Annotated in this window: 26 protein-coding genes; 11 read left to right on the top strand and 15 right to left on the bottom strand. The window is 64.1% G+C overall.

Annotated features, from left to right (window positions below; all coding sequences use genetic code 11):
• Nucleotides 1-37: 37 nt before the first annotated feature.
• A complete protein-coding gene (locus XH89_RS08095; RefSeq protein WP_194466563.1) occupies nucleotides 38-445 on the top strand; it encodes a nuclear transport factor 2 family protein in 408 nt (135 codons plus the stop codon).
• A gap of 169 nt (nucleotides 446-614) precedes the next feature.
• Nucleotides 615-1,676: an alpha/beta fold hydrolase gene (locus XH89_RS08090; protein ID WP_194466562.1), complete on the top strand. Its 1,062-nt coding sequence runs from the start codon at nucleotides 615-617 to the stop codon at nucleotides 1,674-1,676.
• Between the two features lie 165 nt (nucleotides 1,677-1,841).
• On the opposite strand, the gene bfr is transcribed toward XH89_RS08090, so the two are convergent.
• Both bfr and XH89_RS08080 read right to left on the bottom strand, forming a co-directional pair.
• Nucleotides 1,842-2,330, bottom strand: a complete 489-nt coding sequence (gene bfr / locus XH89_RS08085) for a bacterioferritin (RefSeq protein ID WP_011089420.1) — start codon at nucleotides 2,328-2,330, stop codon at nucleotides 1,842-1,844.
• 132 nt (nucleotides 2,331-2,462) lie between these two features.
• On the bottom strand, nucleotides 2,463-2,735 hold the full coding sequence (locus XH89_RS08080) for a bacterioferritin-associated ferredoxin (protein ID WP_194466561.1): 273 nt from the start codon (nucleotides 2,733-2,735) through the stop codon (nucleotides 2,463-2,465).
• Here XH89_RS08080 and XH89_RS08075 point away from each other — a divergent pair.
• Nucleotides 2,734-2,898: a hypothetical protein gene (locus XH89_RS08075; protein WP_194466560.1), complete on the top strand. Its 165-nt coding sequence runs from the start codon at nucleotides 2,734-2,736 to the stop codon at nucleotides 2,896-2,898. The two genes, XH89_RS08080 and XH89_RS08075, sit on opposite strands and share 2 nt — an antisense overlap.
• Nucleotides 2,899-2,902: 4 nt before the next feature.
• Here the strand turns inward: XH89_RS08075 and XH89_RS08070 are convergent, their stop codons facing one another.
• Nucleotides 2,903-3,199, bottom strand: a complete 297-nt coding sequence (locus XH89_RS08070; protein WP_194466559.1) for a hypothetical protein — start codon at nucleotides 3,197-3,199, stop codon at nucleotides 2,903-2,905.
• 137 nt (nucleotides 3,200-3,336) lie between these two features.
• On the opposite strand from XH89_RS08070, the gene XH89_RS08065 reads away from it, so the two are divergent.
• Both XH89_RS08065 and XH89_RS08060 read left to right on the top strand, forming a co-directional pair.
• A complete protein-coding gene (locus tag XH89_RS08065) occupies nucleotides 3,337-3,660 on the top strand; it encodes a hypothetical protein (RefSeq protein WP_194466558.1) in 324 nt (107 codons plus the stop codon).
• Between the two features lie 241 nt (nucleotides 3,661-3,901).
• Nucleotides 3,902-4,186, top strand: coding sequence for a hypothetical protein (locus tag XH89_RS08060; protein WP_188108359.1), 285 nt, complete (start codon nucleotides 3,902-3,904; stop codon nucleotides 4,184-4,186).
• An 82-nt stretch (nucleotides 4,187-4,268) separates the two neighbouring features.
• Here XH89_RS08060 and XH89_RS08055 read toward each other — a convergent pair whose 3' ends face one another.
• Nucleotides 4,269-5,495 carry a lytic murein transglycosylase gene (locus XH89_RS08055; RefSeq protein ID WP_194466557.1) on the bottom strand — a complete coding sequence of 409 codons (1,227 nt, stop codon included), beginning with the start codon at nucleotides 5,493-5,495 and terminating at the stop codon, nucleotides 4,269-4,271.
• Nucleotides 5,496-5,502: 7 nt separating this feature from the next.
• Nucleotides 5,503-7,152 (bottom strand): energy-dependent translational throttle protein EttA, encoded by a 1,650-nt coding sequence (gene ettA / locus XH89_RS08050; protein WP_194466556.1) that lies wholly within the window; start codon nucleotides 7,150-7,152, stop codon nucleotides 5,503-5,505.
• A gap of 234 nt (nucleotides 7,153-7,386) precedes the next feature.
• Between ettA and XH89_RS08045 the strand changes: the two genes are divergently transcribed.
• Together XH89_RS08045 and XH89_RS08040 are read left to right on the top strand one after the other, a co-directional pair.
• A complete protein-coding gene (locus XH89_RS08045) occupies nucleotides 7,387-7,596 on the top strand; it encodes a hypothetical protein (protein WP_194466555.1) in 210 nt (69 codons plus the stop codon).
• A gap of 148 nt (nucleotides 7,597-7,744) precedes the next feature.
• Complete coding sequence (locus XH89_RS08040) at nucleotides 7,745-8,707, top strand: D-2-hydroxyacid dehydrogenase family protein (protein ID WP_194466554.1); 963 nt, start codon at nucleotides 7,745-7,747, stop codon at nucleotides 8,705-8,707.
• Between the two features lie 58 nt (nucleotides 8,708-8,765).
• On the opposite strand, the gene XH89_RS08035 is transcribed toward XH89_RS08040, so the two are convergent.
• Nucleotides 8,766-9,962: a L,D-transpeptidase gene (locus XH89_RS08035; protein WP_194466553.1), complete on the bottom strand. Its 1,197-nt coding sequence runs from the start codon at nucleotides 9,960-9,962 to the stop codon at nucleotides 8,766-8,768.
• 368 nt (nucleotides 9,963-10,330) lie between these two features.
• On the opposite strand from XH89_RS08035, the gene XH89_RS08030 reads away from it, so the two are divergent.
• The gene (locus tag XH89_RS08030) at nucleotides 10,331-11,113 is read left to right on the top strand and encodes a hypothetical protein (RefSeq protein WP_194466552.1); all 783 of its coding nucleotides are present in this window, start codon (nucleotides 10,331-10,333) and stop codon (nucleotides 11,111-11,113) included.
• Nucleotides 11,114-11,115: 2 nt separating this feature from the next.
• Here the strand turns inward: XH89_RS08030 and sseA are convergent, their stop codons facing one another.
• The 3 genes from sseA to XH89_RS08015 form a co-directional block, all read right to left on the bottom strand.
• Nucleotides 11,116-11,970 carry a 3-mercaptopyruvate sulfurtransferase gene (sseA, locus tag XH89_RS08025; protein WP_194466551.1) on the bottom strand — a complete coding sequence of 285 codons (855 nt, stop codon included), beginning with the start codon at nucleotides 11,968-11,970 and terminating at the stop codon, nucleotides 11,116-11,118.
• Between the two features lie 172 nt (nucleotides 11,971-12,142).
• Nucleotides 12,143-12,556, bottom strand: coding sequence for a rhodanese-like domain-containing protein (locus XH89_RS08020; protein WP_092297737.1), 414 nt, complete (start codon nucleotides 12,554-12,556; stop codon nucleotides 12,143-12,145).
• 217 nt (nucleotides 12,557-12,773) lie between these two features.
• Entirely contained in the window at nucleotides 12,774-13,949 is a 1,176-nt protein-coding gene (locus XH89_RS08015; protein WP_194466550.1) for a VWA domain-containing protein, read from the bottom strand.
• A gap of 123 nt (nucleotides 13,950-14,072) precedes the next feature.
• Between XH89_RS08015 and XH89_RS08010 the strand changes: the two genes are divergently transcribed.
• Nucleotides 14,073-14,318, top strand: a complete 246-nt coding sequence (locus tag XH89_RS08010) for a GlsB/YeaQ/YmgE family stress response membrane protein (protein ID WP_194466549.1) — start codon at nucleotides 14,073-14,075, stop codon at nucleotides 14,316-14,318.
• 105 nt (nucleotides 14,319-14,423) lie between these two features.
• Nucleotides 14,424-15,266: a MoxR family ATPase gene (locus XH89_RS08005; RefSeq protein WP_018641030.1), complete on the top strand. Its 843-nt coding sequence runs from the start codon at nucleotides 14,424-14,426 to the stop codon at nucleotides 15,264-15,266.
• A gap of 1,072 nt (nucleotides 15,267-16,338) precedes the next feature.
• Here the strand turns inward: XH89_RS08005 and XH89_RS08000 are convergent.
• From XH89_RS08000 to XH89_RS07980, 5 genes are all read right to left on the bottom strand, one after another.
• Nucleotides 16,339-17,985 carry a GMC family oxidoreductase gene (locus XH89_RS08000; RefSeq protein ID WP_194466548.1) on the bottom strand — a complete coding sequence of 549 codons (1,647 nt, stop codon included), beginning with the start codon at nucleotides 17,983-17,985 and terminating at the stop codon, nucleotides 16,339-16,341.
• Between the two features lie 16 nt (nucleotides 17,986-18,001).
• Nucleotides 18,002-18,595 carry a GNAT family N-acetyltransferase gene (locus XH89_RS07995; RefSeq protein WP_194466547.1) on the bottom strand — a complete coding sequence of 198 codons (594 nt, stop codon included), beginning with the start codon at nucleotides 18,593-18,595 and terminating at the stop codon, nucleotides 18,002-18,004.
• A gap of 177 nt (nucleotides 18,596-18,772) precedes the next feature.
• Nucleotides 18,773-19,699: an SMP-30/gluconolactonase/LRE family protein gene (locus tag XH89_RS07990; RefSeq protein WP_194466546.1), complete on the bottom strand. Its 927-nt coding sequence runs from the start codon at nucleotides 19,697-19,699 to the stop codon at nucleotides 18,773-18,775.
• A 131-nt stretch (nucleotides 19,700-19,830) separates the two neighbouring features.
• Nucleotides 19,831-20,676, bottom strand: a complete 846-nt coding sequence (locus tag XH89_RS07985) for an AraC family transcriptional regulator (RefSeq protein WP_194466545.1) — start codon at nucleotides 20,674-20,676, stop codon at nucleotides 19,831-19,833.
• Nucleotides 20,677-20,897: 221 nt separating this feature from the next.
• The gene (locus XH89_RS07980) at nucleotides 20,898-21,248 is read right to left on the bottom strand and encodes a hypothetical protein (protein ID WP_194466544.1); all 351 of its coding nucleotides are present in this window, start codon (nucleotides 21,246-21,248) and stop codon (nucleotides 20,898-20,900) included.
• Nucleotides 21,249-21,443: 195 nt separating this feature from the next.
• Between XH89_RS07980 and XH89_RS07975 the strand changes: the two genes are divergently transcribed.
• Nucleotides 21,444-21,668 carry a hypothetical protein gene (locus XH89_RS07975; RefSeq protein WP_194466543.1) on the top strand — a complete coding sequence of 75 codons (225 nt, stop codon included), beginning with the start codon at nucleotides 21,444-21,446 and terminating at the stop codon, nucleotides 21,666-21,668.
• A 281-nt stretch (nucleotides 21,669-21,949) separates the two neighbouring features.
• Here XH89_RS07975 and XH89_RS07970 read toward each other — a convergent pair whose 3' ends face one another.
• Entirely contained in the window at nucleotides 21,950-22,606 is a 657-nt protein-coding gene (locus XH89_RS07970) for a glutathione S-transferase family protein (RefSeq protein ID WP_194466542.1), read from the bottom strand.
• Nucleotides 22,607-22,716: the final 110 nt, after the last annotated feature.

Raw genomic sequence — 22,716 nt, 5'->3', positions numbered from 1 at the left:
TGACACCGAGACGTCGCCCGAACTCGGAGAATTACACATGACCGACCCAACACGCCAGAGCGAGGCAGAACGCATCTGCACATTGTGGGATGAAGCCCTCGGCAACAAGGATCTGGAGGCATCTGTCGCGCTCTATGCTGATGACGCATCCATCGAAAGCCCACTGGTCCAACATCTCATGAAGACGCCCACCGGGATCGTCCAGGGCAAGGACAATCTGCGCATCTTCATTTCGCGCGTATTCCAGACCAATCCGCCGCAGCGAAAGCGCTTCAAGCAGGGCTTCTTCACCAATGGCCGGATCGTCACCTGGGAATATCCGCGCGTCGCTCCCGACGGCGAGCAGATGGAGCTGGTCGAGATCATGGAGATCGACAAGGGGCTGATCCAGCGTCATAGGGTTTACTGGGGCTGGTACGCCCTCAGTTTCATCCGGAAGCACTGAGCAAGCGCCCCTTCGCTCGCCGGCTTCCGGAATATTCCACTTGCGCGATGCACCATCGGCGAAATGTTTTGGCGGCCGGCCGCATATCCGCTCTCGATCGCTCGGGTCGCCCTGATAAGATCGAGCGCGAAGCGGCCCGGATGCCAGTGGCCGCAGCGGGGAGGAAATCATGAGGATCTCGGGCGCGCTGCTTATCGCGGCTTTGCTGTCGTTTTCGGTGCCGGCAGTGGCCGCCGACTATCCGTCGCCGAAACAGGGCGATTGGGTCGCCAAGGATTTCAAATTCCACACCGGCGAGGTCATGCCGGACCTGAAGCTGCATTACACCACCGTCGGTGACCCCAGCGGTCAGCCCGTGCTGGTGCTGCACGGCACAGGCGGCTCGGGCGCGAGCATGCTGACGCCCGCCTTCGCCGGCGAATTGTTCGGGGCCGGCCAGCCGCTCGATGCATCGAAATACTACATCATCCTCCCTGATGCGATCGGCCACGGCAAATCATCCAAGCCGTCCGATGGCATGAAGGCGAGCTTTCCGAAATACAATTACGACGACATGGTCGAGGCGCAACATCGCCTCGTCACCGAAGGCCTCGGCGTCAAGCATCTGCGACTCGTGATCGGCAACTCCATGGGTGGCATGCAGACGTGGCTGTGGGGCGAGAAATATCCGAAGGACATGGACGCGCTGGTGCCGATGGCCTCACAGCCGACCGAGATGGCGTCACGCAACTGGATGCTGCGCCGGATCATGCTCGACACCATCCGCAACGATCCCGACTACAATGGTGGCAATTACACCAGCCAGCCGCGCATGATGAAATATGCCATCACGGCCTATGGCATCGCCAGCATCGGCGGCACGCTTGCCTATCAGCAGCAGGCGCCGACCGCGGCCAAGGCCGACAAGATCGTCGACGAGCGGCTGGCGACGCCGATCACGGCGGACGCCAACGACTACGTCTATCAATGGGAGTCCTCGCATGACTACAACGCTGCCGAGAAGCTCGAGGCCATCGAGGCCTCGCTGCTGCTGATCAATTCCGCCGACGACGAGCGCAACCCGCCCGAGACCGGGATCACGGATGCCGCGATGAAGCGGGTGAAGAACGGCAAGCTGTACCTCATCCCCGCAAGCACCGAGACGCGCGGCCACGGCACCACGGGCAACGCAAAGTTCTACAGCGAGCAAATCAGGCAATTGCTGCAGACCGCGCCGCAGCGAACGATGTAGCTATGTCGGATCACGACCAGACCAGCCTCGATGAGCCGGAGAGCCAGGAGATCGTGGAAGCGCGTGACAAGACGCAACTGCAGCTGATGCCACAACGGTGTCGTCCCGGACAAGCGAGGCGCAGATCCGGGACGACAGCCGAGTTTGTGGCAGCCTAGATGAGGCTTAATGCCCCTCGCCCTCGAGCCCGCCGACGTGCTTCTGGGTATAGAGCTCAAGACCGATGCGGCCGATCAGATCGAGCTGGGTTTCCAGGAAGTCGATGTGGTGCTCCTCGTCGCTCATCAGCTTCTCGAACAGGTCACGGGTGACGTAGTCCTTGACGCCATGGCAGTAGGTCGCTGCTTCCTGGTAGAGCGCCCGCGCGCTCATTTCAGCAGCGAGATCGCACTCGATGATCTCCTTGACGTTCTGACCGATGCGCAGGGGATCGAGCACCTGCATGTTCGGGAAACCATCGAAGAACAGGATGCGCGCCGTGAGCTTGTCGGCATGCTCCATCTCCTCAATGGACTCCTTGCGCCAGACCTTGGCCATGTCCAGGAGGCCCCAATTGTCGAGGAAACGATAGTGCAGCCAGTACTGGTTGATCGCAGTCAGCTCGTGACGCAGCGCCTTGTTGAGATAGTCGATGACTTTTGCGTCGCCCTGCATGGTTCACTCCAGCTCTTGCAGTCCAAATCGGCCCTATCCGACTTAGAATGCTTCTAAGTCAGATCAAATACGAGGGCAACCGGCTCCGGAGACGCGGTCGGGGAAAAGCTCAGCCGAAAGTGTCCAAAGATTTCAGCAGGCCGCGAGAGCGAACTCAGCCGGTTCGACCGTCTCGTCATTGGCGGCAACAGTGTGGCTGTGCGGACAGCCAGCGCAACAGGACTGAGCACAGGGGCCGAGCGCTTCATCAATGATCGTCTTGATGGTGCGCGCGCAGCGGCCACATTCGGCGCTGCAGCCGAGACATCCATAGACCTGCTTGGCATGACGCACAGCATCGTCGGACTCGGCGACGGCGGCGCGGATGTCGTCATCGCTCAGCACGTTACAGGAACAAACGATCATGGAAGTGGTAGGCCCTTCGGTGATGCGCCATCATCGATATTTAACGAGCGGTCCGGATGCAAAAGGAAAAACCGGTATTTCAAGCTATTCCAAACTGGCCCGAGAACAGCCTAGAACGGCTCTAAGACAGGAAATTGCGCTGGATCAAAATAATCCCGGATAAGGCCCTAATCGCCGCCACCGCCTCCCCCACTGTCCCCGCCACCACCGCAATCGCCGCCCCCGCCGCTATCGCTCGTGGAGCAGCTGCTGCTCTCGCTTGAGCTTCCGGAACTGTCGCTGGAGAACCAGCTTCCGAACGAGAAGCCGTCATTCGTCGTATCCGAATAGGTGTCGCTGCCGCCGCCGTCGCTGCCCGCCCTGGCGCGCGGACGCGGAGCACGGCTCTGCAAATGGGTCATCAGGGCATAGCCCACCACACCGACGGCCCCGAGGGCGATCAGGGCGTTGGTCAGGACATTCATCGTTGCCTCCCGGGCTAGAAAGCCGCCACTTCTACTAATTTGGTCGCACCCGGCAGATGGACCGTTCATTGATCGTTCAAGCGAAATGTGGAACTCTGGCCGCAAGAGTTCCGCGTCCGGCTTGAAAGGTTACGCCAATGACGAAAACGCTGATGGCCATCGCGGCCGCCGCCACCCTGGTCCTGACCGTGGGAACGCCAGCCCATGCACAGCGCGGTGTCGCTGCCGGCGTCGCCGCCGGCATCATCGGCGGCGCGATCGTAGGCGGCGCGCTGGCCTCTCCGTATTATTACGGACCCGGCCCGGGCTATTATGAGCCGGGCTATTACCCGCCCCGTTACTACGCGCCCGGCCCGGGCTACGTCGCCGACGACTATTACGGGAGCGGCTGCGTCTGGCAGAGGCAGCGCTTCTGGGATGGTTATGCCTGGCGGGTCCGTCGCGTCCGAGTCTGCGGCTGAGGCGCGTTAGGCCGGTTCGCCCAAACCTGTTCAGTTGGGCCGGTTCACTACGGATGCGCCGTTCATCTCAAGGCCTGAAAAAGACCGCTTTTTCTCGTCACAGCTCCGTGTGCGTTTACCGTGGATTGACCATTTGCGCGCTTCCTACCTGCAAGGCCCAATTCCATCAGAGTGTGCGTGAACCTTTAGAACCCCGAACGTTCCTAACAAGGGACGTCCTTCTCCCAGGAGAGCCAAGAGCATGAAGAAGACTATTGTTGCCGCCCTCACGGTTGCGACGATCGCCGGTTCGCTGGTGACCGCCACGCCGTCCGCCCAGGCCCATGACGGCGTCGGCGTCGGCATTGCTGCCGGCCTGCTCGGCGGCGCCATCATCGGCGGCGCCATCGCGTCGAGCCGTCCGGCCTATGGTGGCCCGGTTTACGTCGCAGAGCCCGGCCCGCCCCCGCCGCCCTGCTACTGGCAGCGCCAGCGCTATTGGGACGGTTATGGCTGGGTCATTCGCCCGGTTCGCGTTTGCTACTGATCTGATCGCACGGCGCTCATGAGCGCCACGATCGAAGCCCGGCCGAAGCTTTCGGCCGGGCTTTTTCTTTTTGACGACTTGTCTAGCGCGCCGCCTGGATCGAGCGCAGCACCTCTTCGCTCGGCCAGCAATCGACCTTGAGCCCTGCCGACTTCTGATAGGCGCCGAGCGCAGCACGCGTCTGCATGCCAGCCTTGCCGTCGATCTTGTCCTTGTAGAGCCCGACGCGCGTGAGCCCGCGCTGCATCGCCTCGACATCTTTCGTGCGCAACTGCTTCGATGTCGCCCAAGGCGTCGCGAACGGAAGCGGGCTTGTCATGCGATCACTGAGATGGCCGACGAACAGCACGTAGAGGTCGGAGAAATTGTATTCCTTGATGACGAAGTAGTTCTTCGTGGTCAGGAATGCCGGACCATAGATGCCCTCCGGCTGCAGCAGCGAGGCCGGTTGGGCCTGCTCGGCAGCACTCAAGCGTTGCCCGCGTACCGGCACAAAGCCTTCCCGCAACCACTGGCCGATCGGCTTGGTCACTTCGGGCACGCCCGTCGTGCAATCGACCTTCGCCGGCGCCTGCACCTCGTAGGCCCAGCGCACGCCGCTTTGCCAGCCTTTGTTGACGAGCTGCTGCGCGGCAGACGCCAGCGCATCCGGCACCGAGTGCCAGATGTCGATGCGGCCGTCGCCGTCGAAATCGACGCCGTGCTTGTAGTATTCCGACGGCAGGAACTGCGTCAGCCCCGTGGCGCCGGCCCATGACGAGGTCATGTCCTTGCGCGTCACCACGCCCTCGCCGAGGATCTTCAGCGCGAGGATGAACTCGTTGCGATAGGTGTCCTTGCGCCGGCCGACATAGGCCTGCGTCGCCAGCACGCGGACGAGATCGTAAGGCAGCTTATAGCGGCCGTAATCGGTCTCGCGCCCCCAGATCGCCAGCATCACGGTCGCCGGCACGCCGGAGCTCTTCTCGATCTTCGTCAGCGCGGCATTGTATTTTTGCAGCAGCCGCTGTCCCTCGCCTGCGAGATTGGCAATCGAGGCTTCCCTGACGTAATCCGCCGGCACCTGCACGAACTCGGCCTGCGACGGCGCGCCGGTCGCGGGCCGTCCGGGCAGGATCAGGTCAGGCAGCTTGTAGTCAGGTTCGAGCCCGCGCGTCTGCTGATCGAACGTCGCGCGCGACACGCCGGCTGCCTGCGCTTCCGGCCAGAGCGCGGCGATGAACTGGGTGAAGGCGGCGTCGGTGGCGCGGGCGGACGACCAGCCGCAGGTGAGGACAATCACCGCAGCGATGAGCGCCCGCCGCATCATGCCGAAATCACCGCGTCAGCTTCTTGTACTTCACGCGATGCGGAATGATGCTGTCCTGGCCGAGCCGGCGCATCTTGTCCTTCTCGTAATCCTGGAAGTTGCCTTCGAACCATTCGACGTGGCTGTCGCCCTCGAAGGCCAGGATGTGGGTCGCGATACGGTCGAGGAACCAGCGATCATGGCTGATGATAACGGCACAACCGGCGAAGTCCTCCAGCGCCTCTTCGAGCGCGCGCAGCGTGTCGACGTCGAGGTCGTTGGTCGGCTCGTCGAGCAGCAGCACGTTGGCGCCCGATTTCAGCATCTTGGCGAGATGGACGCGATTGCGTTCACCGCCCGAGAGCGCACCGACCTTCTTCTGCTGGTCGGCGCCCTTGAAGTTGAACGACGAACAATAGCCCCGCGAGTTCACTTCCTTCTTGCCGAGCAGGATCAGCTCGTTGCCGCCCGAGATCTCCTCCCAGACGGTCTTCTTGCCGTCGAGCGCATCGCGCGACTGGTCGACATAGCCGAGATGGACGGTCTCGCCGATCGTGATCGTGCCCTTGTCGGGCTTGTCCTGCCCCGTGATCATCCTGAACAGCGTGGTCTTGCCGGCGCCGTTGGGACCGATGACACCGACGATGCCGCCGGGCGGCAGCTTGAAGGTGAGATCGTCGATCAGGAGCCGATCGCCAAAGCCTTTGCTGAGGCCCTCGAAATCGACGACGTTGGCACCGAGCCGCTCGGCCACGGGAATGACGATCTGCGCGGTCTGGGTCTGCTTCTCGCTCGCCTGCTTGAGCAGCTCCTCATAGCGCTGATAACGCGCCTTCGATTTGGCCTGGCGTGCCTTCGGCGACGAGGCGACCCATTCCTGCTCGCGGGCGAGCGTCTTCTGGTGCGCGGCGTCCTCGCGGCCTTCCTGCTCGAGGCGCTTCTGCTTCTGCACCAGCCAGGACGAGTAATTGCCCTCATAGGGGATGCCGCGACCGCGATCGAGCTCGAGAATCCATCCCGTGACGTTGTCGAGGAAGTAGCGGTCGTGGGTGACGATCAGGATGGCGCCGGGATAATTGCGAAGATGACCTTCCAGCCACGACACGGATTCGGCGTCGAGATGGTTGGTCGGTTCGTCCAGCAGCAGCAGGTCGGGCTGATCGAGCAGCAGTCGGCACAGCGCGACACGGCGGCGTTCACCGCCGGAGAGTTTCGTCACATCGGCATCGTCGGACGGGCAGCGTAGCGCGTCCATGGCCTGGTCGACCTTGCTGTCGAGATCCCAGAGGCCCTGGGCCTCGATCTCGTCCTGCAGCTTGGTCATCTCGTCGGCGGTCTCGTCCGAATAATTGACGGCGAGCTCGTTGTAGCGATCGAGGATCGCCTTCTGCTTGGCAACGCCCTGCATGACGTTCTCGCGAACGGAGAGCTTCGGATCGAGCTGCGGCTCCTGCTCGAGATAGCCGACGCGGGCGCCCTCGGCGACCCAGGCTTCGCCGGTATATTCCTTGTCGAGGCCCGCCATGATCTTGAGCAGGGTCGACTTGCCCGAGCCGTTGACGCCGAGAACGCCGATCTTGGCATCCGGATAGAAACTCAGATGGATGTTATCGAGCACCTTCCGGGTCGGGTAGCTCTTGGTCAGGCCCTGCATGAAATAGATGAACTGGCGCGCCATCGGTCCCGTGAAACCTTCAATTTGAGGAGTTTTGCTGCCGCCGATGTAGCGATCCCGCCCCCAAAGGGCAATGTTTTCCCTCCGTTCACCACGGATGAATACTGGTCAGACACCATCCTGACCCCGATCCGGACAATTGAAACCATCTTTTAATCAATCAGGCCAAAGCTCGGTTTCGCGCGGAAACAGCGCCGCCCGCCCAGAATGAGCGGGGAGTACAGCGAGGCCCACATCATGGCTCTGATCGAGACCCATTCCCTTCCCGTTCCGGCAGAAGCTGGTCGCGCCAACGCGCTCGTCCTGGAGATCAAAGGCTTCTGGAAGCGCTTCTTCGCCACCGCCTTCAACCCCTACCGGCCCGAACTGCACTACATGCGCGGCCCCGGCCCTGCCTGGCGCGCCAAGCACGGTATGGATGCGCCGATCCGGCTGAAGCCTCGCTGAATCGCCCCGTCCCTGTCGGTTTTTTGAAGACCCAGACTGCTTGCGCGCGAGGCTGATTGCGCGCAACCATGGCCCGGTTCCGACGATGGCGCCCACCCGCCCGGCGCCGCCACCTCTTGCCGTCAACCCTGGCCTTGGATGAACGCTGATGACGCGGCTGCGCTGTGCAATTCTCGACGACTATTTCAACCTCGCCCTCGACGTCGCCGACTGGTCGAAACTGTCCGACCGCATCGACACCACCGTGTTCAGCCATCCTTTCACCTCGGAACAGGCCGCGGCCAGCGCGCTCGCCGATTTCGAGATCATCTGCGCGATGCGCGAGCGCACGGCGTTTCCCAAGGGCATGTTCGACAAGCTGCCCAAGCTGAAGCTGCTGCTCACGTCAGGCATGCGCAACGCTGCGATCGACATGGAGGCCGCCAAGGCACGCGGCGTCGCGCTCGGCGGCACCCAATATTCGCGTGACCCGACCGCGCCGCTCACCATGGGCCTGATCCTGGAGCTGACCCGCGGCATCGGCCGCGAGAACGCGCGCATGCATGCCGGTGAGCCCTGGCAGACCTTTGCCGGCGTTGAGATCGAGGGCCTCACGCTCGGCATCGTTGGGCTCGGCAAGCTCGGCACCAAGATGGCCGGCATCGCCAAGGCCTTTGGCATGAACGTGACCGCCTGGAGCCCGAACCTGACGCCGGAGAAGTGTGCGGCCGCCGGCGTCGGCTACGCCACCAAGGAGGAGCTATTCGCCAAGGCCGACATCGTCACCATCCATGTGGTGCTGAGCGATCGCTCGCGGGGCCTGGTCAGCCGCGCCGATCTCGCACGCATGAAGCCGACCGCGTTCCTCGTCAACACCGCGCGCGGGCCGATCGTGGACGAGCAGGCCCTGTTGGAAGCCTTGCAGCAGCGCAAGATCGCGGGCGCCGGCATCGACGTCTTCTCGGTCGAGCCGCTGCCGGGCGACCATCCCTTCCGCAAGCTCGACAATCTCGTGCTGACGCCGCATCTCGGCTACGCCACCGAGGACGGCCTGCGCATCCATTACGGCCAGATGGTCGAGGCGATCGACGCTTTCACGAAGGGCAATGAGTTGCCGCGCAAGCTCGTCTGAAATGAAGAAGGGCGTGCCAACGGCACGCCCTGTCACAATCCGAGTTCTTTCGAAGCGCTCAGCGCACGGTGACCGGCGCAGGCAGCGGCGGCACCACCGTCGGCTGGGTGCCGGGGACCGGACCCGCCTGAGCAGCCATCGGAGCCGGACCAGAAGCACCCGGGGCGGGTGCCGCCGATGCGGTCGCCGTGCCCGGCGGCGGACCGCCCGGCAGCACGACCACGCGGGTGCCGACCTTGGCGCGCTCGAACAGATCCGAGACGTCGTCGTTCAGCATGCCGATACAGCCGGAGGAGACGAACTTGCCGATCGTCGAGGGCTGGTTGGTCCCATGGATGCGATACACGGTCGAGCCGAGATACATGGCACGGGCGCCAAGCGGATTGCCTTCGCCGCCGGCCATGAAGCGCGGCAGATAGGGCTGGCGCTCGATCATTTCCGGCGGCGGATGCCAATCCGGCCACGCGGTCTTGCGGGTGATCTTCTGCACGCCGGTCCAGGTGAAGCCGTCGCGACCAACGCGGACGCCGTAGCGGATCGCGCGGCCATTGCCGAGGACGTAATAGAGGTAGGTATTCGGGGTATCGACGACGATGGTGCCGGCCGGCTCCTTGGTCTGGAACGCAACCTCCTGGCGGCGCAGGTTCGGCGGCAGCTGCGCCGGTGCGGCGTCAGGCTGCTCTTCGGGCGGCAGCGAGGCGACCGACATCGGCCGGCCATCGGCGCCAGCAGCGGGCGGCTGCGAGACTGCACCGGTCGCAGCCGGGCCGCCGACAGCTTCCGGCGGACGCATGCCATCATTGCCGGGCGCCTGGGCCGGGCGGTCAGCATAGATCACCGGGGGCGGGCCGGCGGGGCGACCATAGCGGGGATCGTCGGGCGACATCACCGGCCCCTGCGGCGGGGCGGCCGAATAGACCGGCGGAGCGCCGGCCGGACGGCCATAACGCGGATCATCCGGCGACATCACCGGCCCCTGCGGCGGGGCAGCCGAATAGACCGGGGGAGCGCCGGCCGGGTGGGCGTAGCGCGGATCTCCGGCGGGTCCGGGCGGCGGCAGCGAGGCCTGCGGCATCGCGTCGTCGTCATCCTCCAGCGAGTCGAAATTCGGGGTGCGGTCGCCGGGCCGGTATTCGGCGGGGGCGCCATAGCTCGGCGCCTGCTGGACCGGATAGCTCTGCTGGGCCTGTGCGAGCGAGGTTCCCGCCGCAGCGACTGTTGCGGCAGCGCATATCGTCAGAAAATGTTTGATCATCATCGCTCTTGTAAGTCCCCGGGCCCCGTCCGAGCCGATGACGGCCAGATGACCGAAGATAGCGGCACATTCAAGACATAACAGGTTGATTTGTGCCTGATTTAGCGATTTGTGATGCAATCGCACACAGTTGCCCCGTTGCATCACGGGGCGGAAATCGCATCAAGCCGTAGATTGCCGGAGTCCTCCACCCCGTTTTTTACGGAACGGCGTCGAGACGTTGCGATATGGTCGAATCAGCCTGATTCGCCACCGCTTTGAGCTCGAATTCCCGCGTGGCGAACGCGGCAACCAGTACCCGTCACCGCGTTCAGATGGCTCATGGGCCCTGGCCACACGCTGCCGGGGCGGAAATTCATAACCCGTCAATGCTTCCCGGCTTCCGCTTCCTGCTTGGCGCGATCTTGCTGTCTACCTCCATCCTGGTGTTCGGCTTGGGAGCCGCCGCGCTCGTGCGGGCGAGCCACGAGCAGTATGTCAACAATCCGTCCTGGCGGAACGGCCCGCAGGAGCAGGTGTTCGCGCAAAGCCCTGAGCCGGACCAGCCAGTGCTCGCGGCGCTGCGCGTGGAGCCGCCGGTGCCGGTCGCCGATGAGGCGACGCCCGTCATGCAGGACCAGATCCCGAGCATCGGCCTGCCCGCGGTCGAAACCGATCCCGAGCAGATGGCCGCCGTGACGCTCGCACCCCAGCCTGAGCCTCAGGTTGCGGCCATCGCATCGCCGGTCGAGACGGCTCCGCCCACCACTGAAGCGCCTGCCCCAGAGCCAGCCGAGATCCAGGCGGCGGCTTCCGCGCCCACCGATACACTCACGCCGGCCGACACGATCGCTTCCATCGCCACGACGACGCCGCCCCCGGCCGTGTCCGCCACCGACGTGCCACGAACCGCAACACCGGCACTGGCCACGCGCGTGAGCGACCTTGCCGCGGCCCGGGTGGCTGCGCTGAACGAGCTTGCGACCACGGCCGGCAAGGCCTCGCCGGCAAAGGCCGACAGCGCGACGCAAGAGAGCAAGCCGCGGGCGCACAAGCCGAAGAAGCGTCACCGCATCGTGCGCCGCCCGCCGCCTCAGCAGGTCAACCAGGCGCTCGATCCGTTCGGCCAGCAACAGCAAACGCTCGCCACGACGGCCGCACGCACGCGCTGATCTTACGCCGGCCCGGTCGCGATCGCCGGACCGCCCTCCTGGCCCCATTCCGACCATGAGCCGTCATAGAGCGCCGTGTCGGTAATCCCAAGGCGATAGAGTGCGAGCGTCAGCACGCCGGCGGAGACACCCGAGCCGCAGCTCGTCACGATCGGCGCATCGAGCTTGACGCCCGCGCCGGTGAAGGCGGCGCGCAGATCCTCGAGCGGCTTCATCACGCCGGTCGCGGCATCGAACAGCTGGCTATAAGGCACGTTGCGCGCGCCGGGGATGTGGCCCGAGCGGATGCCCGCGCGCGGCTCGGGTGCGCGTCCCTCGAAACGATCGGCGGCACGGGCGTCGATCACCTGCTCGGCACGGATTTCAACATTCGCGATCAGCTGCTGCATGCTGCGCACGCGCTTCGGATCGTAGCTCGCCTTGAAGCTCGCCGGCTTCGGCTTCACCTCGCCGCTCTCGACCGCACGTCCCTCGGCGCGCCATTTCTTCAGGCCGCCATTGAGGATGCGCACATTGCTGTGGCCGAAGGCCAGGAACATCCACCACGCGCGGGGAGCTGCAACCCAGCCGCCGGCATCGTACAGCACGACGGTGTCGGCGTTGGAGATGCCGAGATTGCCGATATCGCGACCGAACTGCTCGGCGGTCGGGTACATGTGCGGCAGCGGGTTGGAATGGTCCGACACCGCATCGACGTCGAAGAACACAGCGCCGGGCAGATGCGCGGCGAGATAATCATCCTTCGGCAGCGGCAGCACGCCCGGCAGCTTGAAACTAGCGTCCAGCACTTTGACGTTGGCGTCGTTGATATGGGCGGCGAGCCATTCGGTGGAGACGAGGGGGTCGGTTGCGGTCATCTGATGTCTTTCTTGTCGTTCCGAAGTTGAGGCAGTGCGCATCAAACTCCGCTGTCATCGCCCGGCTCAACCGGGCGATCCAGTACGCCGAGACGTCTGTGATTCAACCGGTAGGCCGCGGCGTACTGGATTCCCCGCTTTCGCGGGGAATGACGAGTGGAGAGAGCGAGGCTCACCCCTTTTTCTTCGGCTCCCACTTCTCCGTCGGACCACCGGCGTCGCGCCAGGCGGCGTAGCCGCCGGCGATGTGGGCGACGGGCTTCAGGCCCATGTCCTGTGCGGTCTTGGCCGCGAGCGCGGAGCGCAGGCCGCCGGCGCAGTGGAATACGAACTTCTTGTCCTCCTGGAAGATCGGCTTGGCATAGGGGCTCTGCGGATCGATCCAGAATTCCAGCATGCCGCGGGTGCAGGAGAACGCACCGGGGATGCGGCCGTCGCGCTCGATCTCGCGGGGGTCTCTGATGTCGACGATCACGACGTCGCCGTTCTTGGAGATCTCGATGGCGTCCTTGGCGGAGAGCGTCTCGATCTCGGCATTGGCCTCGTCGATCAGCGCCTTGATGCCTCGGGTGATGTTCTGGGGCATGTGGTTCTCCCTCTTGTTACGTCGCCATTCCGGGCGAACTGCCCGAGGTGAAGGTCACCTCTCCCGCTTGCGGGAGAGGTCGCGGAGCGGAGCGACGCGGGTGAGGGCTCGCTCCTCTGGGGGAGCGTCGCTGGCGGAGAGACCCTCTCCCCAACCCTCCCCCGCAAGCGGGGGAGGGAGCGCGGTCCCGTCGTGGATGGAGCGCCCACGTCATGAGTCAGTGCGTCAATTCCTTCATCGCATGCTCCAGACCTTCGATCGTGATCGGGTACATGCGGTTGGCGAAGATGCGCTTGATGATGGTGGTGGATTCCGAATAGTCCCAGTGCTTCTGCGCGACCGGGTTCAGCCACACCGTATGCGGATAGGTGCGGATGATGCGGTCGAGCCAGACCGAGCCGGGCTCCTCGTTGACATGCTCGACCGAGCCTCCGGGCACCATGATCTCGTAAGGCGACATCGAGGCGTCGCCGACGAACACGACCTTGTAGTCGTGCGGGTATTTGTGCAGCACGTCCCAGGTCGGCGTGCGATCGGTGAAGCGGCGCTTGTTCTGCTTCCACACGCCTTCATAGAGGCAGTTGTGGAAGTAGAAATACTCCATGTGCTTGAACTCGCTCTTCGCCGCCGAGAACAGCTCCTCGACCTGCTCGATATGCGAATCCATGGAGCCGCCGATGTCGAAGAACACCAGGAGCTTCACCGCATTGCGCCGCTCGGGACGCATATGAACGTCGAGATAGCCGTGATTGGCGGTCTCGCGGATGGTGGTGTCGAGATCGAGCTCGTCGGGCGCGCCGGTGCGCGCGAATTTGCGCAGGCGGCGCAGCGCCACCTTGATGTTGCGGATGCCGAGCTCGACATTGCCATCGAGATCCCTGAACTCGCGCTTGTCCCACACCTTCACGGCGCGGTTGTTGCGGTTCTTCTCCTGGCCGATGCGAACGCCTTCGGGATTGTAGCCGTGGGCGCCGAACGGCGAGGTGCCTGCCGTGCCGATCCATTTCGAGCCGCCCTGGTGCCGGCCCTTCTGCTCCTCGAGGCGCTTCTTCAAGGTCTCCATGAGCTTGTCCCAGCCCATGGCCTCGATCTGCTTCTTCTCTTCCTCGCTGAGATATTTCTCGGCCAGCTTCTTCAGCCACTCCTCGGGGATCTCCGCCTTCTCCATGGCGTCGAGCAGGCTTTCCAGCCCCTTGAACACCGTGCTGAACACGCGGTCGAACTTGTCGAGATTGCGCTCGTCCTTCACCAGCGAGGCGCGCGACAGATAATAGAAATTCTCGACCGAATAGTCCGATAGGTCAGCGTCGAGCGCCTCCATCAGCGTGAGGTATTCGCGCAGCGTGACGGGGACCTGCGCATCGCGCAGAGACGTGAAGAATTGCAGGAACATGGGTGACAGATTGCCCGTCGGGGGACGGACGTCAAGGGGCGCAGGGCAGCGCCGGGCGCTGGACCCGGAGGCTATTTGCTCTAGAATTGAGGGCCTCACAGGGTCGTTTTGGGGACTGATGTCATGGGAATTATCGCAGCGCTGATCATTGGCGCGATCGCCGGCTGGCTTGCCGGCAAGATTGTCCACGGGGCGGGATTTGGGCTGATCGGCAACATCGTCGTCGGTATCATCGGCGCGCTGGTGGCGAGCTGGGTGCTGCCCCAGCTGCACATCGAGCTCGCCACCGGCACGATCGGCGCCATCGTGGATGCCACGATCGGCGCGGTGATTGTGCTGGTCATCCTTTCGCTGATAAGACGGGTCTGAAAGCCTGACCGAACCAGGAACGGCCGCCATGCGCGGCCGTTCCCATGTCGCGACCGGGGCCAAAAAATTGGCGATGTCGGGGACGACGACCAACAAGGACGTGCGATGAAGTTTACCGGCACCAAGGACTATGTTGCGACCGACGATCTCAAGGTCGCCGTCAATGCCTCGATCGTGCTGGAGCGCCCGCTCCTGGTGAAGGGCGAGCCCGGCACCGGCAAGACGGTGCTGGCCGAGGAAGTGGCGAAGGCGCTGAACGCGCCGCTTCTGACCTGGCACATCAAGTCCACCACCAAGGCGCAACAGGGCCTCTACGAATACGATGCGGTATCGCGCCTGCGCGACAGCCAGCTCGGCGATGCGCGCGTATCCGACATCAAGAACTACATCAAGCGCGGCAAGCTGTGGGAAGCCTTCACGGCCGAGCAGCGTCCGGTGCTCCTGATCGACGAGATCGACAAGGCCGACATCGAATTCCCGAACGACCTCCTGCTTGAGCTCGACCGCATGGAATTCCATGTCTACGAGACCGGCGAGACGATCAAGGCCAAGCAGCGCCCGATCATGATGATCACCTCCAACAACGAGAAGGAGCTGCCGGACGCCTTCCTGCGCCGCTGCTTCTTCCACTACATCAAGTTCCCCGACGCCGACACGATGGGCCGCATCGTCGACGTCCACTTCCCCGGCATCAAGAAGCGCCTGGTCGAGGAAGCGTTGCGCATCTTCTTCGAGGTGCGCGAGGTGCCCGGCCTGAAGAAGAAGCCTTCGACCTCCGAGCTGCTCGACTGGCTCAAGCTGCTGCTCAACGAGGACATGAGCGTCGAGCAACTGCGCGAACGCGACCCGCGCAAACTGATCCCGCCGCTGCACGGCGCGCTGCTCAAGAACGAGCAGGACGTGCACCTGTTCGAGCGGCTGGCGTTCTTGAGCCGACGGGAAGTGTAGAGGCGCGACGCTGCTTGTTCCGTCATCCTGAGGTGCGAGTGGCGCGATGCACAGCATTGCGCCGGGAGCCTCGAAGGATGAACGGCCGAGATGCAGCCGGGCCGTCGCCCTTCGAGGCTCGCTCAACGGCGCTAATGCGCCGCTGAGCGCGCACCTCAGGGTGACGGTGAGAGATTTGAGCGCGCTCTTATGAGGCCACAGCGCCAATCTTTCAGTTCGCACTTTGACTCGCAGACACGCCTTCGCAGCCTCGCGGCTGATCCACCCGAGCTTTGCTTCATCTCTCGCCCCCTCTTCAAACAGAGGGCGCAGGGAAGGCCGGGTGCCGACCGGCACCCATGGTCCGCTGTGCGCGTGTAGCGCAATGAGAAATGCACAGCGGCATACAGGTGAAGCCGAACACACGGCCTTCCCTGCACAGTGGTTGGACGGCTTATGCCGTGCTCTCCCGGGAGCCGAATTCGTTTTGGCCTCCCTCGCGCCGCGAATTGGATGATGCAGTCTGCCCGGTTGGGCTCGCTCGCACCTTCGCGGAAGCTTGACCGTAGCGACGACGGCCAGGACCACACGGTTTTGCCGTACGCACGTTCGCCCGACGCCACAGGGTCTTGCCGCTGTGTGCACACGCGCGGCAAGAATGTTGGCGAGACGAACCTAACAGCCCGCTCGTCCGCACGCGGGTCTCAGGCTCACAGGGACTACCCGCCCTGCCCGTCCCATCTCGTGCCGACGCTGCCGCGTCCACCGCAACCCGGCCCGCGTTTCGAACGACTCGCGAACCGCCCCTCATCGTCGGGCCGGGCTGTTTCGATTTATGCCGCAATTCCGAATTTCGGTAAAGTGGAATATTTTTGCGCGGAGGGGTTGACGGGCGGCGAGGTGTTTTGCCCGACGGGACCAGGGGCACACTCTCGTGTCCCGGACGCGCAGCAGCGTGCAACGCTGCTGCGCAGAGCCAGGACCCAGAAGGCGACACGGATTGCTCGGAGACATGGGCCCCGGCTCTGCAGCGCACCGCTCTGGACGATGCTTCGCATCGCCAGGGAAGCGCTGCGTCCGGGGCACGAGACGCCTACGCCACCGCCGCTTCCGGTATCCGCGCCGCTTCCATCGGGGCCTTGCCGCGGATCAGGTCCGAGGCGCGGTCGGCGATCATCATGGTGGAGGCGTTGAGGTTGGCCGAGATCATGCGCGGCATCACCGAGGCGTCGATGACGCGGAGGCCTTCGAGGCCGTGAACGCGGAGCTGGTCGTCGACCACGGCCCAGGTGGAATCCGCGGGGCCCATGCGGCAGGTGCAGCCGGGATGGAAGGTGGTGGTGCCGCGCTCGGTGGCGGCGTGCAGGAATTCGTCGTCGGTGTTGATGTTGGGGCCTGGGAAATCCTCATAGGCGTAATAGGGCGATAGCGGTGCGCTCTTCAAAAGGCGCCGGGCGAGCTTCATGCCGCCGACGATGACGCGGCGATCGAGCTCGGCATCGAGATAGTTGGTCTGGATGATCGGCGGCGCGAACGGATCGTTGGAGCGGATGCGGACATAGCCGCGGCTCTCCGGGCGCTGCTGCCAGGACGCCACCGTCATGCCGGGCTCGTCCTCGAGCTGACCCTGCACGCCTTCCTTGTAACTCGCCGGCGTGAAGGTGAGCTGGAGGTCGGACGACTCCGCACTCTCGCCGGAATGCCAGAAGCAATAGACCATGGTCGGCGACAGCGAGAGCAGGCCCTTGCGCTGGGTCGCCCATTTCATCGCCTCGACCCAGAGCCGCCAGCCGCGGCGAAGCTCGTTGATCGTCTTGATGTCCTTGACGCGCGCCACCGTGCGCGGAGCGTAGTGGTCCTGCAGGCCTTCGCCGACCGGCAGCGCATGGCGCACCTGGATGCCGTGGGCGTTCAGCAACTCGGGCGAGCCGACGCCGGAGAGCTGCAAAAGCTGCGGCGAATTATAGGTGCCGCCGGACAAGATCACTTCCTTGTTGGCGCGCACCTCGACAGGCTGGCCGCGGCGACCGCCCTTGCTGTAGCGCACGCCGACGGCGCGCTTGCCTTCAAAGATGATCTCGGTCGCATGCGCATGGGTGTGTACATGCACGTTAGGCCGCTTCATCGCGGGCTTGAGGAACGCGGTGGCGCCGGAGACGCGCAGGCCGTTGTTGATCGTGCGCTGGCAGTAGGAGACGCCTTCCTGCGTCTTGCCGTTGTAGTCGGGGTTGCGCGGAATGCCGAGCGAGACCGCGCCTTCCATGAAGGCCTCGCAGAGCGGATCGCGCCAATCCATCGTGGTGACGGTGAGATTGCCGTTACGGCCGCGGAAGGCGTCGTCGCCCTCGCCGACCCGCTTCTCCAGCCGCTTGAAGTAAGGCAGCACGTCGGCGTAGCCCCAGCCGCGATTGCCCATCTGCGCCCAGGTGTCGAAATCCATGCGCTGGCCGCGATTATAGATGTGGCCGTTGATGGAGGAGGAGCCACCCAGCGTCTTGCCGCGCGGCGCGTAGATACTGCGACCGTTGGTGTAGGGCCCGGGTTCCTGCTGATAGGCCCAGTTGATGCTCTTCATGTGGAAGGTCTTGATGAAACCCGCCGGCAGATGGATGTAGGGGTGCCAGTCGTTCGGGCCCGCCTCGAGCACGCAGACACTCACGTTCGGATCTTCGCTGAGCCTGGAGGTAAGGATGCAACCGGCGGAGCCCGCGCCGATGATCACATAGTCAAATCTATCCATAGTGCCCCGGCCGCTCCTAGCGCGGCTTTTCGTTGAGTTGATAGTTGAGATGCGTTTTCACCGTCGGCCATTCCGCCGCGGTGATGCTGTACACGACCGTGTCGCGCAGCGTGCCGTTGGGCGCGACCTGGTGGCTGCGCAAAATGCCGTCCTGCTTGGCACCGAGACGCTCGATGGCGCGGCGGCTCTGATGGTTGAAGAAGTGCGTGCGGAATTCCACCGCAATGCAGTTCAGCGCCTCGAAGGCATGGCCGAGCAGCAGGAGCTTGCACTGTGTATTGAGCGGGCCGCGCTGCGCGCTCTTGCCATACCAGGTCGAGCCGATCTCGACGCGGCGGTTGTTGGCATCGATGTTCATGTAGGTCGTCATGCCGACGATGTTGCCGCCGGCATCGAACACCGTGAACGGCAGCATCGAGCCCGCGGCTTGGAGGGCGAGGCGTCGATCGATCTCCTTGCCCATGTTCTCCGGCAGCGGGATCGCCGTGTACCAGAGCTTCGACAGCTCGCCATCCTTCACGGCCTCGGTCAGCCCCGGGAGATGGTCTTTCGACAGCGGCTCGAGACGGGCATGTTGTCCGCGCAGGGTGATGGGATCGGGCCAGGGCATTGGTATTGTCTCCAAGGAAAACGACTGGTCGTCATTCCGGGGCGACGCGAAGCGGTGAGCCCGGAATCCATAACCACGAACCGGGGTTATGGATTCCGGGCCTGCGTGCTTGCGCACGCATCCCGGAATGACGGAAGAATTTGTACAGCACGTTCAGAATGCAGGCTCAACACATTCTCACTTGTTCAGAAAATTCAACGGCAAACCGCCGCGCGGCCAGTCCATCGCGACGAGCTCGCCCTTGCCTGAGAGCGTGATGTAGGCGGTCTTCAGCTCGGGGCCGCCGAAGGCGATGTTGGTGGTGGCGCGGTCGCCGGTCGGGACCTGCTCGACCAGGGTGCCGTCGGGCGCGATCACCGAGATGCAGCCGGAGATGAGGGTCGCGACGCAGACATTGCCGTTTGCCTCCACCGCGAGGGAATCGAACATCTGGTAGCCGCCGAGGCCGCAGATCGGCTTGCCCCGCTCGCCGCGATAGATCACCTCGCGCGGCTTCAGCGTACCGGGCGCCGAGAGCTCATAGGCCCAGAGCCGGGCCGTCGGCGTCTCAGCGATATAGACGGTGTTCTCATCCGGCGACAGGCCGATGCCGTTGGCCGGCAAGATGCCGTGCACGATCTCGACGATCTCGGTCATCCCGGGCTTGAGATAATACATGCCGCCGACATCCATCTCGCGGGGACGGCGCTTGCCGAGATCGGAGAACCACAGGCCGCCCTGCTTGTCGAAGACGAGATCGTTCGGGCCGCGCAGATCGTGCGCGCCGCATCTGGTCACGACGGTCTCGACCTTGCCCGACTGCAGATCGACGCGCTGGATCGAGCCGCCGAGATAATCCTCGGGCTGCGGACCCGGCATGATCATCTTGCCGGTCGGGATCCAGGAGAAGCCGCCATTGTTGCAGATGTAGATCTTGCCGTCGGGGCCGAGCGCGGCGCCATTCGGGCCGCCCGGCACCTTCGCGACGATCTCCTTGCGGCCATCAGGATAAACGCGGGTCAGGCGCTGGCCGCGTATCTCCACCAGCACCACCGAACCGTCTGGCATCACGACCGGCCCTTCGGGAAATTCGAGGTCGGTGGCGAGAACGCGGACGTTCGACATGGTGGGGGCCTCCCGGCTTGTTATGGCTTGCGCGGGATGTCCGGCACGGGCCCCGCTGGCAAGATTTGCCAGCGGTTATGACAAAGTAGGGCCCCCTTGCCAAGCAAGCGGGCGCAATGCTGCGTTGCGCGCTACTCCCTTACGGGTATCCAAATCTCGAAGCCGCCATTGCCGGTCACCGGATCGAACTTTTCGTCGTAGCGCTCGAAGTTCGGCGCATCGGCGGCCTTGTAGCCCGAAGCGGGCAGCCACTGATTCCAGATCGTGTTGACCGTGCGCCGGATCGAGGCGACGTGGTCGGTGTGGGTGAACACGGCGTAGCGCTGCTCGGGAATGCGGATGCGACCGAGCCCGCGTGGCAGATCGGAGAAGTCAGCGACCTCGACGCCGGCGATGTAATCGAAATTGCCGGAATCGTCGCCGTTGCAGCAGACGCCGTAAGCGACTTGATTTTTCCCTTGGCCGATGCGCGCGGGAATGTCGGCGACCTCCTGATGGAAGCGTGCCCACATTCCGGGGATGATGGCGCCATTGTCGCAGGAGATGCGCTCGGCAATTCCGGCCACGAGGAAGGCCTTCGCCGTTTCGAAACGCGGGGCTTTGAGATTGTCTGATAGCGTGGAGTCCATGAGGATCGGCTCCTGAAGCTGGAGATCGTTGATGCGCGCCGCCGCCCGCACCGCTTCGGGGGTGGTGCCGAACTGATCGCGGAACGCGCGGGTGAATGCTTCGTGCGAGCCGTAATCCGCCTCCAGCGCGATGCTCAGAATGTCCGGCGCGCCCCTGGCGAGGCTGCGCGCCGCCTCACTCAGCCGCCTTGCGCGCACGTAACGCATCACCGGCAAACCGGTGGCTGCGGCAAACGCGCGCACCATATGGAACCGCGACACGCCACCAACGCCAGCAATCTCGTCGAGCGTCATCGGCTCGGCCAGATGGCTTTCGATGTACCAGAGCGCACGCTGGGCTGGGTTCATGGTTACGGCTCTCGTTCGAAGCGTGGCAATGATGCGCCAGCCCTCTCCGCCGCGCTTGATCGGCATTGCTCTCGAGCCCCGGATGCAGTGCAGCGCGCCGCACTTCGCGGCGTGGTGCGCTGCTAAGCCGGGGCCCATGTCGACGCGTCACGCGTGGCCCCTGGGTCCCGGCTCTGCGTCGCGTCATTTCATGCCGCGACGCGTCCGGGACACGGCAACCACTACTTCGCCGCATCCTTCGGCGGCGGCGCGTCCTGCTTCTTCTTCAGATCCTCCGCCTGCTTCGTCTGTGCGGCCTGGAGATCGCCGATGGTCTTCTGCAAGCCGGCAAGCGCCACTTTCAGCGCATCGATCTGTCTGGTGGCTGCATCGATCTTCTGCTGGTGATCGAGGTTGAGCTTGGTGACGGTCTTCTGCAGGAAATCGACGTTGCTCTGCAGGCAGCTGGTGCGCCGCTCCATCGTCTTCTCGACCGTGCAGATCTCGATGCCCGGAACGTCCTGCGCCAGCGCCGGCATATGCACGAGGAGCGGTAACATGGCGAAACAAACGGTGGCGATCCGGCGCGGCATTCTGGTTCCTCTTCAAATCGATCACGGCAATGTGCGCCGATTGCGCAGAGCCGCCTGAGGCTACCACACTCGTACCGCATTCTCGCGTTGAGCTTGGCGTGTTCCCTTGGACGATGCTTTGAACGGGGAGCCGTAAACCGCGCGCGGAAGAAGTGGGCGCTCTTTCCGCGGCTTTGATTAGGGGAGATTTTTGGAATGGCAACGCGCGAAAGACGTCTGGCGGAATTCGATGGCGCCGGAGAACCACCGCCTGGCCTGCCGCTCGAGGTTTTGTGCGAAGACCACAGCGGGACGTATCAACTGCCCTTCGCCTGCCGCTATGTCGAAGGGCGCTGGCGGAACCACGAGGCCGGCATCGCGGTGGAAGCGACCGTGATCGGCTGGCGCGTGCCGCGCGCGAAGCAGTCCGGCGCGGCCTGACGGCGCGTGTTTGTCCCAAATTGCAACGGGGCCGCGCTCCGACTTAACGAACGGAACGCGGCCCGAACGAATCACGTCCGAATCAGCCTGATAGCTCCGTACGCTGATGTTCACGGCTAGATGTCGACAATGCGTCCTCGAGGCGCACAAGATCTGCGCAATGCCGCTGCGGTCCGTCGCCGGTAACAGTCGCCAAAGGTTAACGATAGCAAGCACATGGCGGCGGGCGAGGACGCTGGGCGCCGCCGCCCCGGAAACAGGCAGGGGCGTGCGAGCCCTGCCTAATATTCGACCTCGAGCTCCTCGATCTCGGCCGGCTCTTCCCGCGCTGCCGCGATCCATTCCTTCATCTCTTCCATCCCCATGATGGTGTCGGCATAGGCCCTCAGGCGCGGCTCGAGCTTGACGTCATAGGTGACGAAGCGCGTCACCACGGGGGCGTACATCGCATCCGCCATGGTGCGCTGCTGACCGAACAGGAACGGGCCGCCGGACTTCTCCAGGCAATCACGCCAGATGAACCAGACGCGGTCGATGTCGGCTTGCGCGCGCGACCAGATCTTGAAGCCGGGAAAATGCCCCTTCAGGTTCACCGGCAGCGAGGCGCGCAGCGTGGTGAAGCCGGAATGGATTTCGCCCGAGATCGAGCGGCAATGCGCGCGCTGGACCCGGTCATCCGGCAACAGGCCGGCTGACGGCATCACCTCGTTGAGATATTCCGCGATCGCCAGCGTATCCCAGACGGTGGCGCCGTCGTGCCGCAGGCAGGGCACCAGGATCGAGGACGACAGCAGCAGGATTTCCGCGCGCGCCGAGGCGTCATCAGGCGCGGTGATGATCTCCTCGAAGTCGAGCCCGGAGAATTTCGTCAGCAGCCAGCCACGCAGCGACCAGGACGAGTAGTTCTTGCTGCTGATGGTCAGTGTCGCCTTCGCCATAGGGCCCTTCCCTCACGTTTCCAACCAAACGCGCAGCAAGCGACGTGCCAATTTGAGGGGCGGCGGCCTCCCGTCTGGCTCCGATATTGCATGACGGTGGGGGATAGATG

Source organism: Bradyrhizobium sp. CCBAU 53340, from assembly GCF_015291645.1.
Lineage (GTDB): Bacteria > Pseudomonadota > Alphaproteobacteria > Rhizobiales > Xanthobacteraceae > Bradyrhizobium.
This window is presented reverse-complemented; position numbering and strand designations above follow the sequence as displayed.

What these genes read in the sequence shown, in the direction of transcription:
- XH89_RS08010 (WP_194466549.1), top strand. Translation starts at nt 14,073, where the DNA reads ATGGGAATTATCGCAGCGCTGATCATTGGCGCGATCGCCGGCTGGCTT.
- XH89_RS08095 (WP_194466563.1), top strand. Translation starts at nt 38, where the DNA reads ATGACCGACCCAACACGCCAGAGCGAGGCAGAACGCATCTGCACATTG.
- sseA (WP_194466551.1), bottom strand. Translation starts at nt 11,970, where the DNA reads ATGACCGCAACCGACCCCCTCGTCTCCACCGAATGGCTCGCCGCCCAT.
- XH89_RS08045 (WP_194466555.1), top strand. Translation starts at nt 7,387, where the DNA reads ATGGCTCTGATCGAGACCCATTCCCTTCCCGTTCCGGCAGAAGCTGGT.
- XH89_RS07990 (WP_194466546.1), bottom strand. Translation starts at nt 19,699, where the DNA reads ATGTCGAACGTCCGCGTTCTCGCCACCGACCTCGAATTTCCCGAAGGG.
- XH89_RS08005 (WP_018641030.1), top strand. Translation starts at nt 14,424, where the DNA reads ATGAAGTTTACCGGCACCAAGGACTATGTTGCGACCGACGATCTCAAG.
- XH89_RS08075 (WP_194466560.1), top strand. Translation starts at nt 2,734, where the DNA reads ATGGAAGTGGTAGGCCCTTCGGTGATGCGCCATCATCGATATTTAACG.
- XH89_RS08015 (WP_194466550.1), bottom strand. Translation starts at nt 13,949, where the DNA reads ATGTTCCTGCAATTCTTCACGTCTCTGCGCGATGCGCAGGTCCCCGTC.
- XH89_RS08065 (WP_194466558.1), top strand. Translation starts at nt 3,337, where the DNA reads ATGACGAAAACGCTGATGGCCATCGCGGCCGCCGCCACCCTGGTCCTG.
- XH89_RS07970 (WP_194466542.1), bottom strand. Translation starts at nt 22,606, where the DNA reads ATGGCGAAGGCGACACTGACCATCAGCAGCAAGAACTACTCGTCCTGG.
- XH89_RS08035 (WP_194466553.1), bottom strand. Translation starts at nt 9,962, where the DNA reads ATGATCAAACATTTTCTGACGATATGCGCTGCCGCAACAGTCGCTGCG.
- XH89_RS08090 (WP_194466562.1), top strand. Translation starts at nt 615, where the DNA reads ATGAGGATCTCGGGCGCGCTGCTTATCGCGGCTTTGCTGTCGTTTTCG.
- XH89_RS08000 (WP_194466548.1), bottom strand. Translation starts at nt 17,985, where the DNA reads ATGGATAGATTTGACTATGTGATCATCGGCGCGGGCTCCGCCGGTTGC.
- XH89_RS08060 (WP_188108359.1), top strand. Translation starts at nt 3,902, where the DNA reads ATGAAGAAGACTATTGTTGCCGCCCTCACGGTTGCGACGATCGCCGGT.
- XH89_RS08030 (WP_194466552.1), top strand. Translation starts at nt 10,331, where the DNA reads ATGCTTCCCGGCTTCCGCTTCCTGCTTGGCGCGATCTTGCTGTCTACC.
- XH89_RS08070 (WP_194466559.1), bottom strand. Translation starts at nt 3,199, where the DNA reads ATGAATGTCCTGACCAACGCCCTGATCGCCCTCGGGGCCGTCGGTGTG.
- bfr (WP_011089420.1), bottom strand. Translation starts at nt 2,330, where the DNA reads ATGCAGGGCGACGCAAAAGTCATCGACTATCTCAACAAGGCGCTGCGT.
- ettA (WP_194466556.1), bottom strand. Translation starts at nt 7,152, where the DNA reads ATGGCGCGCCAGTTCATCTATTTCATGCAGGGCCTGACCAAGAGCTAC.
- XH89_RS07985 (WP_194466545.1), bottom strand. Translation starts at nt 20,676, where the DNA reads ATGAACCCAGCCCAGCGTGCGCTCTGGTACATCGAAAGCCATCTGGCC.
- XH89_RS08040 (WP_194466554.1), top strand. Translation starts at nt 7,745, where the DNA reads ATGACGCGGCTGCGCTGTGCAATTCTCGACGACTATTTCAACCTCGCC.
- XH89_RS07995 (WP_194466547.1), bottom strand. Translation starts at nt 18,595, where the DNA reads ATGCCCTGGCCCGATCCCATCACCCTGCGCGGACAACATGCCCGTCTC.
- XH89_RS08055 (WP_194466557.1), bottom strand. Translation starts at nt 5,495, where the DNA reads ATGATGCGGCGGGCGCTCATCGCTGCGGTGATTGTCCTCACCTGCGGC.
- XH89_RS07980 (WP_194466544.1), bottom strand. Translation starts at nt 21,248, where the DNA reads ATGCCGCGCCGGATCGCCACCGTTTGTTTCGCCATGTTACCGCTCCTC.
- XH89_RS07975 (WP_194466543.1), top strand. Translation starts at nt 21,444, where the DNA reads ATGGCAACGCGCGAAAGACGTCTGGCGGAATTCGATGGCGCCGGAGAA.
- XH89_RS08020 (WP_092297737.1), bottom strand. Translation starts at nt 12,556, where the DNA reads ATGCCCCAGAACATCACCCGAGGCATCAAGGCGCTGATCGACGAGGCC.
- XH89_RS08080 (WP_194466561.1), bottom strand. Translation starts at nt 2,735, where the DNA reads ATGATCGTTTGTTCCTGTAACGTGCTGAGCGATGACGACATCCGCGCC.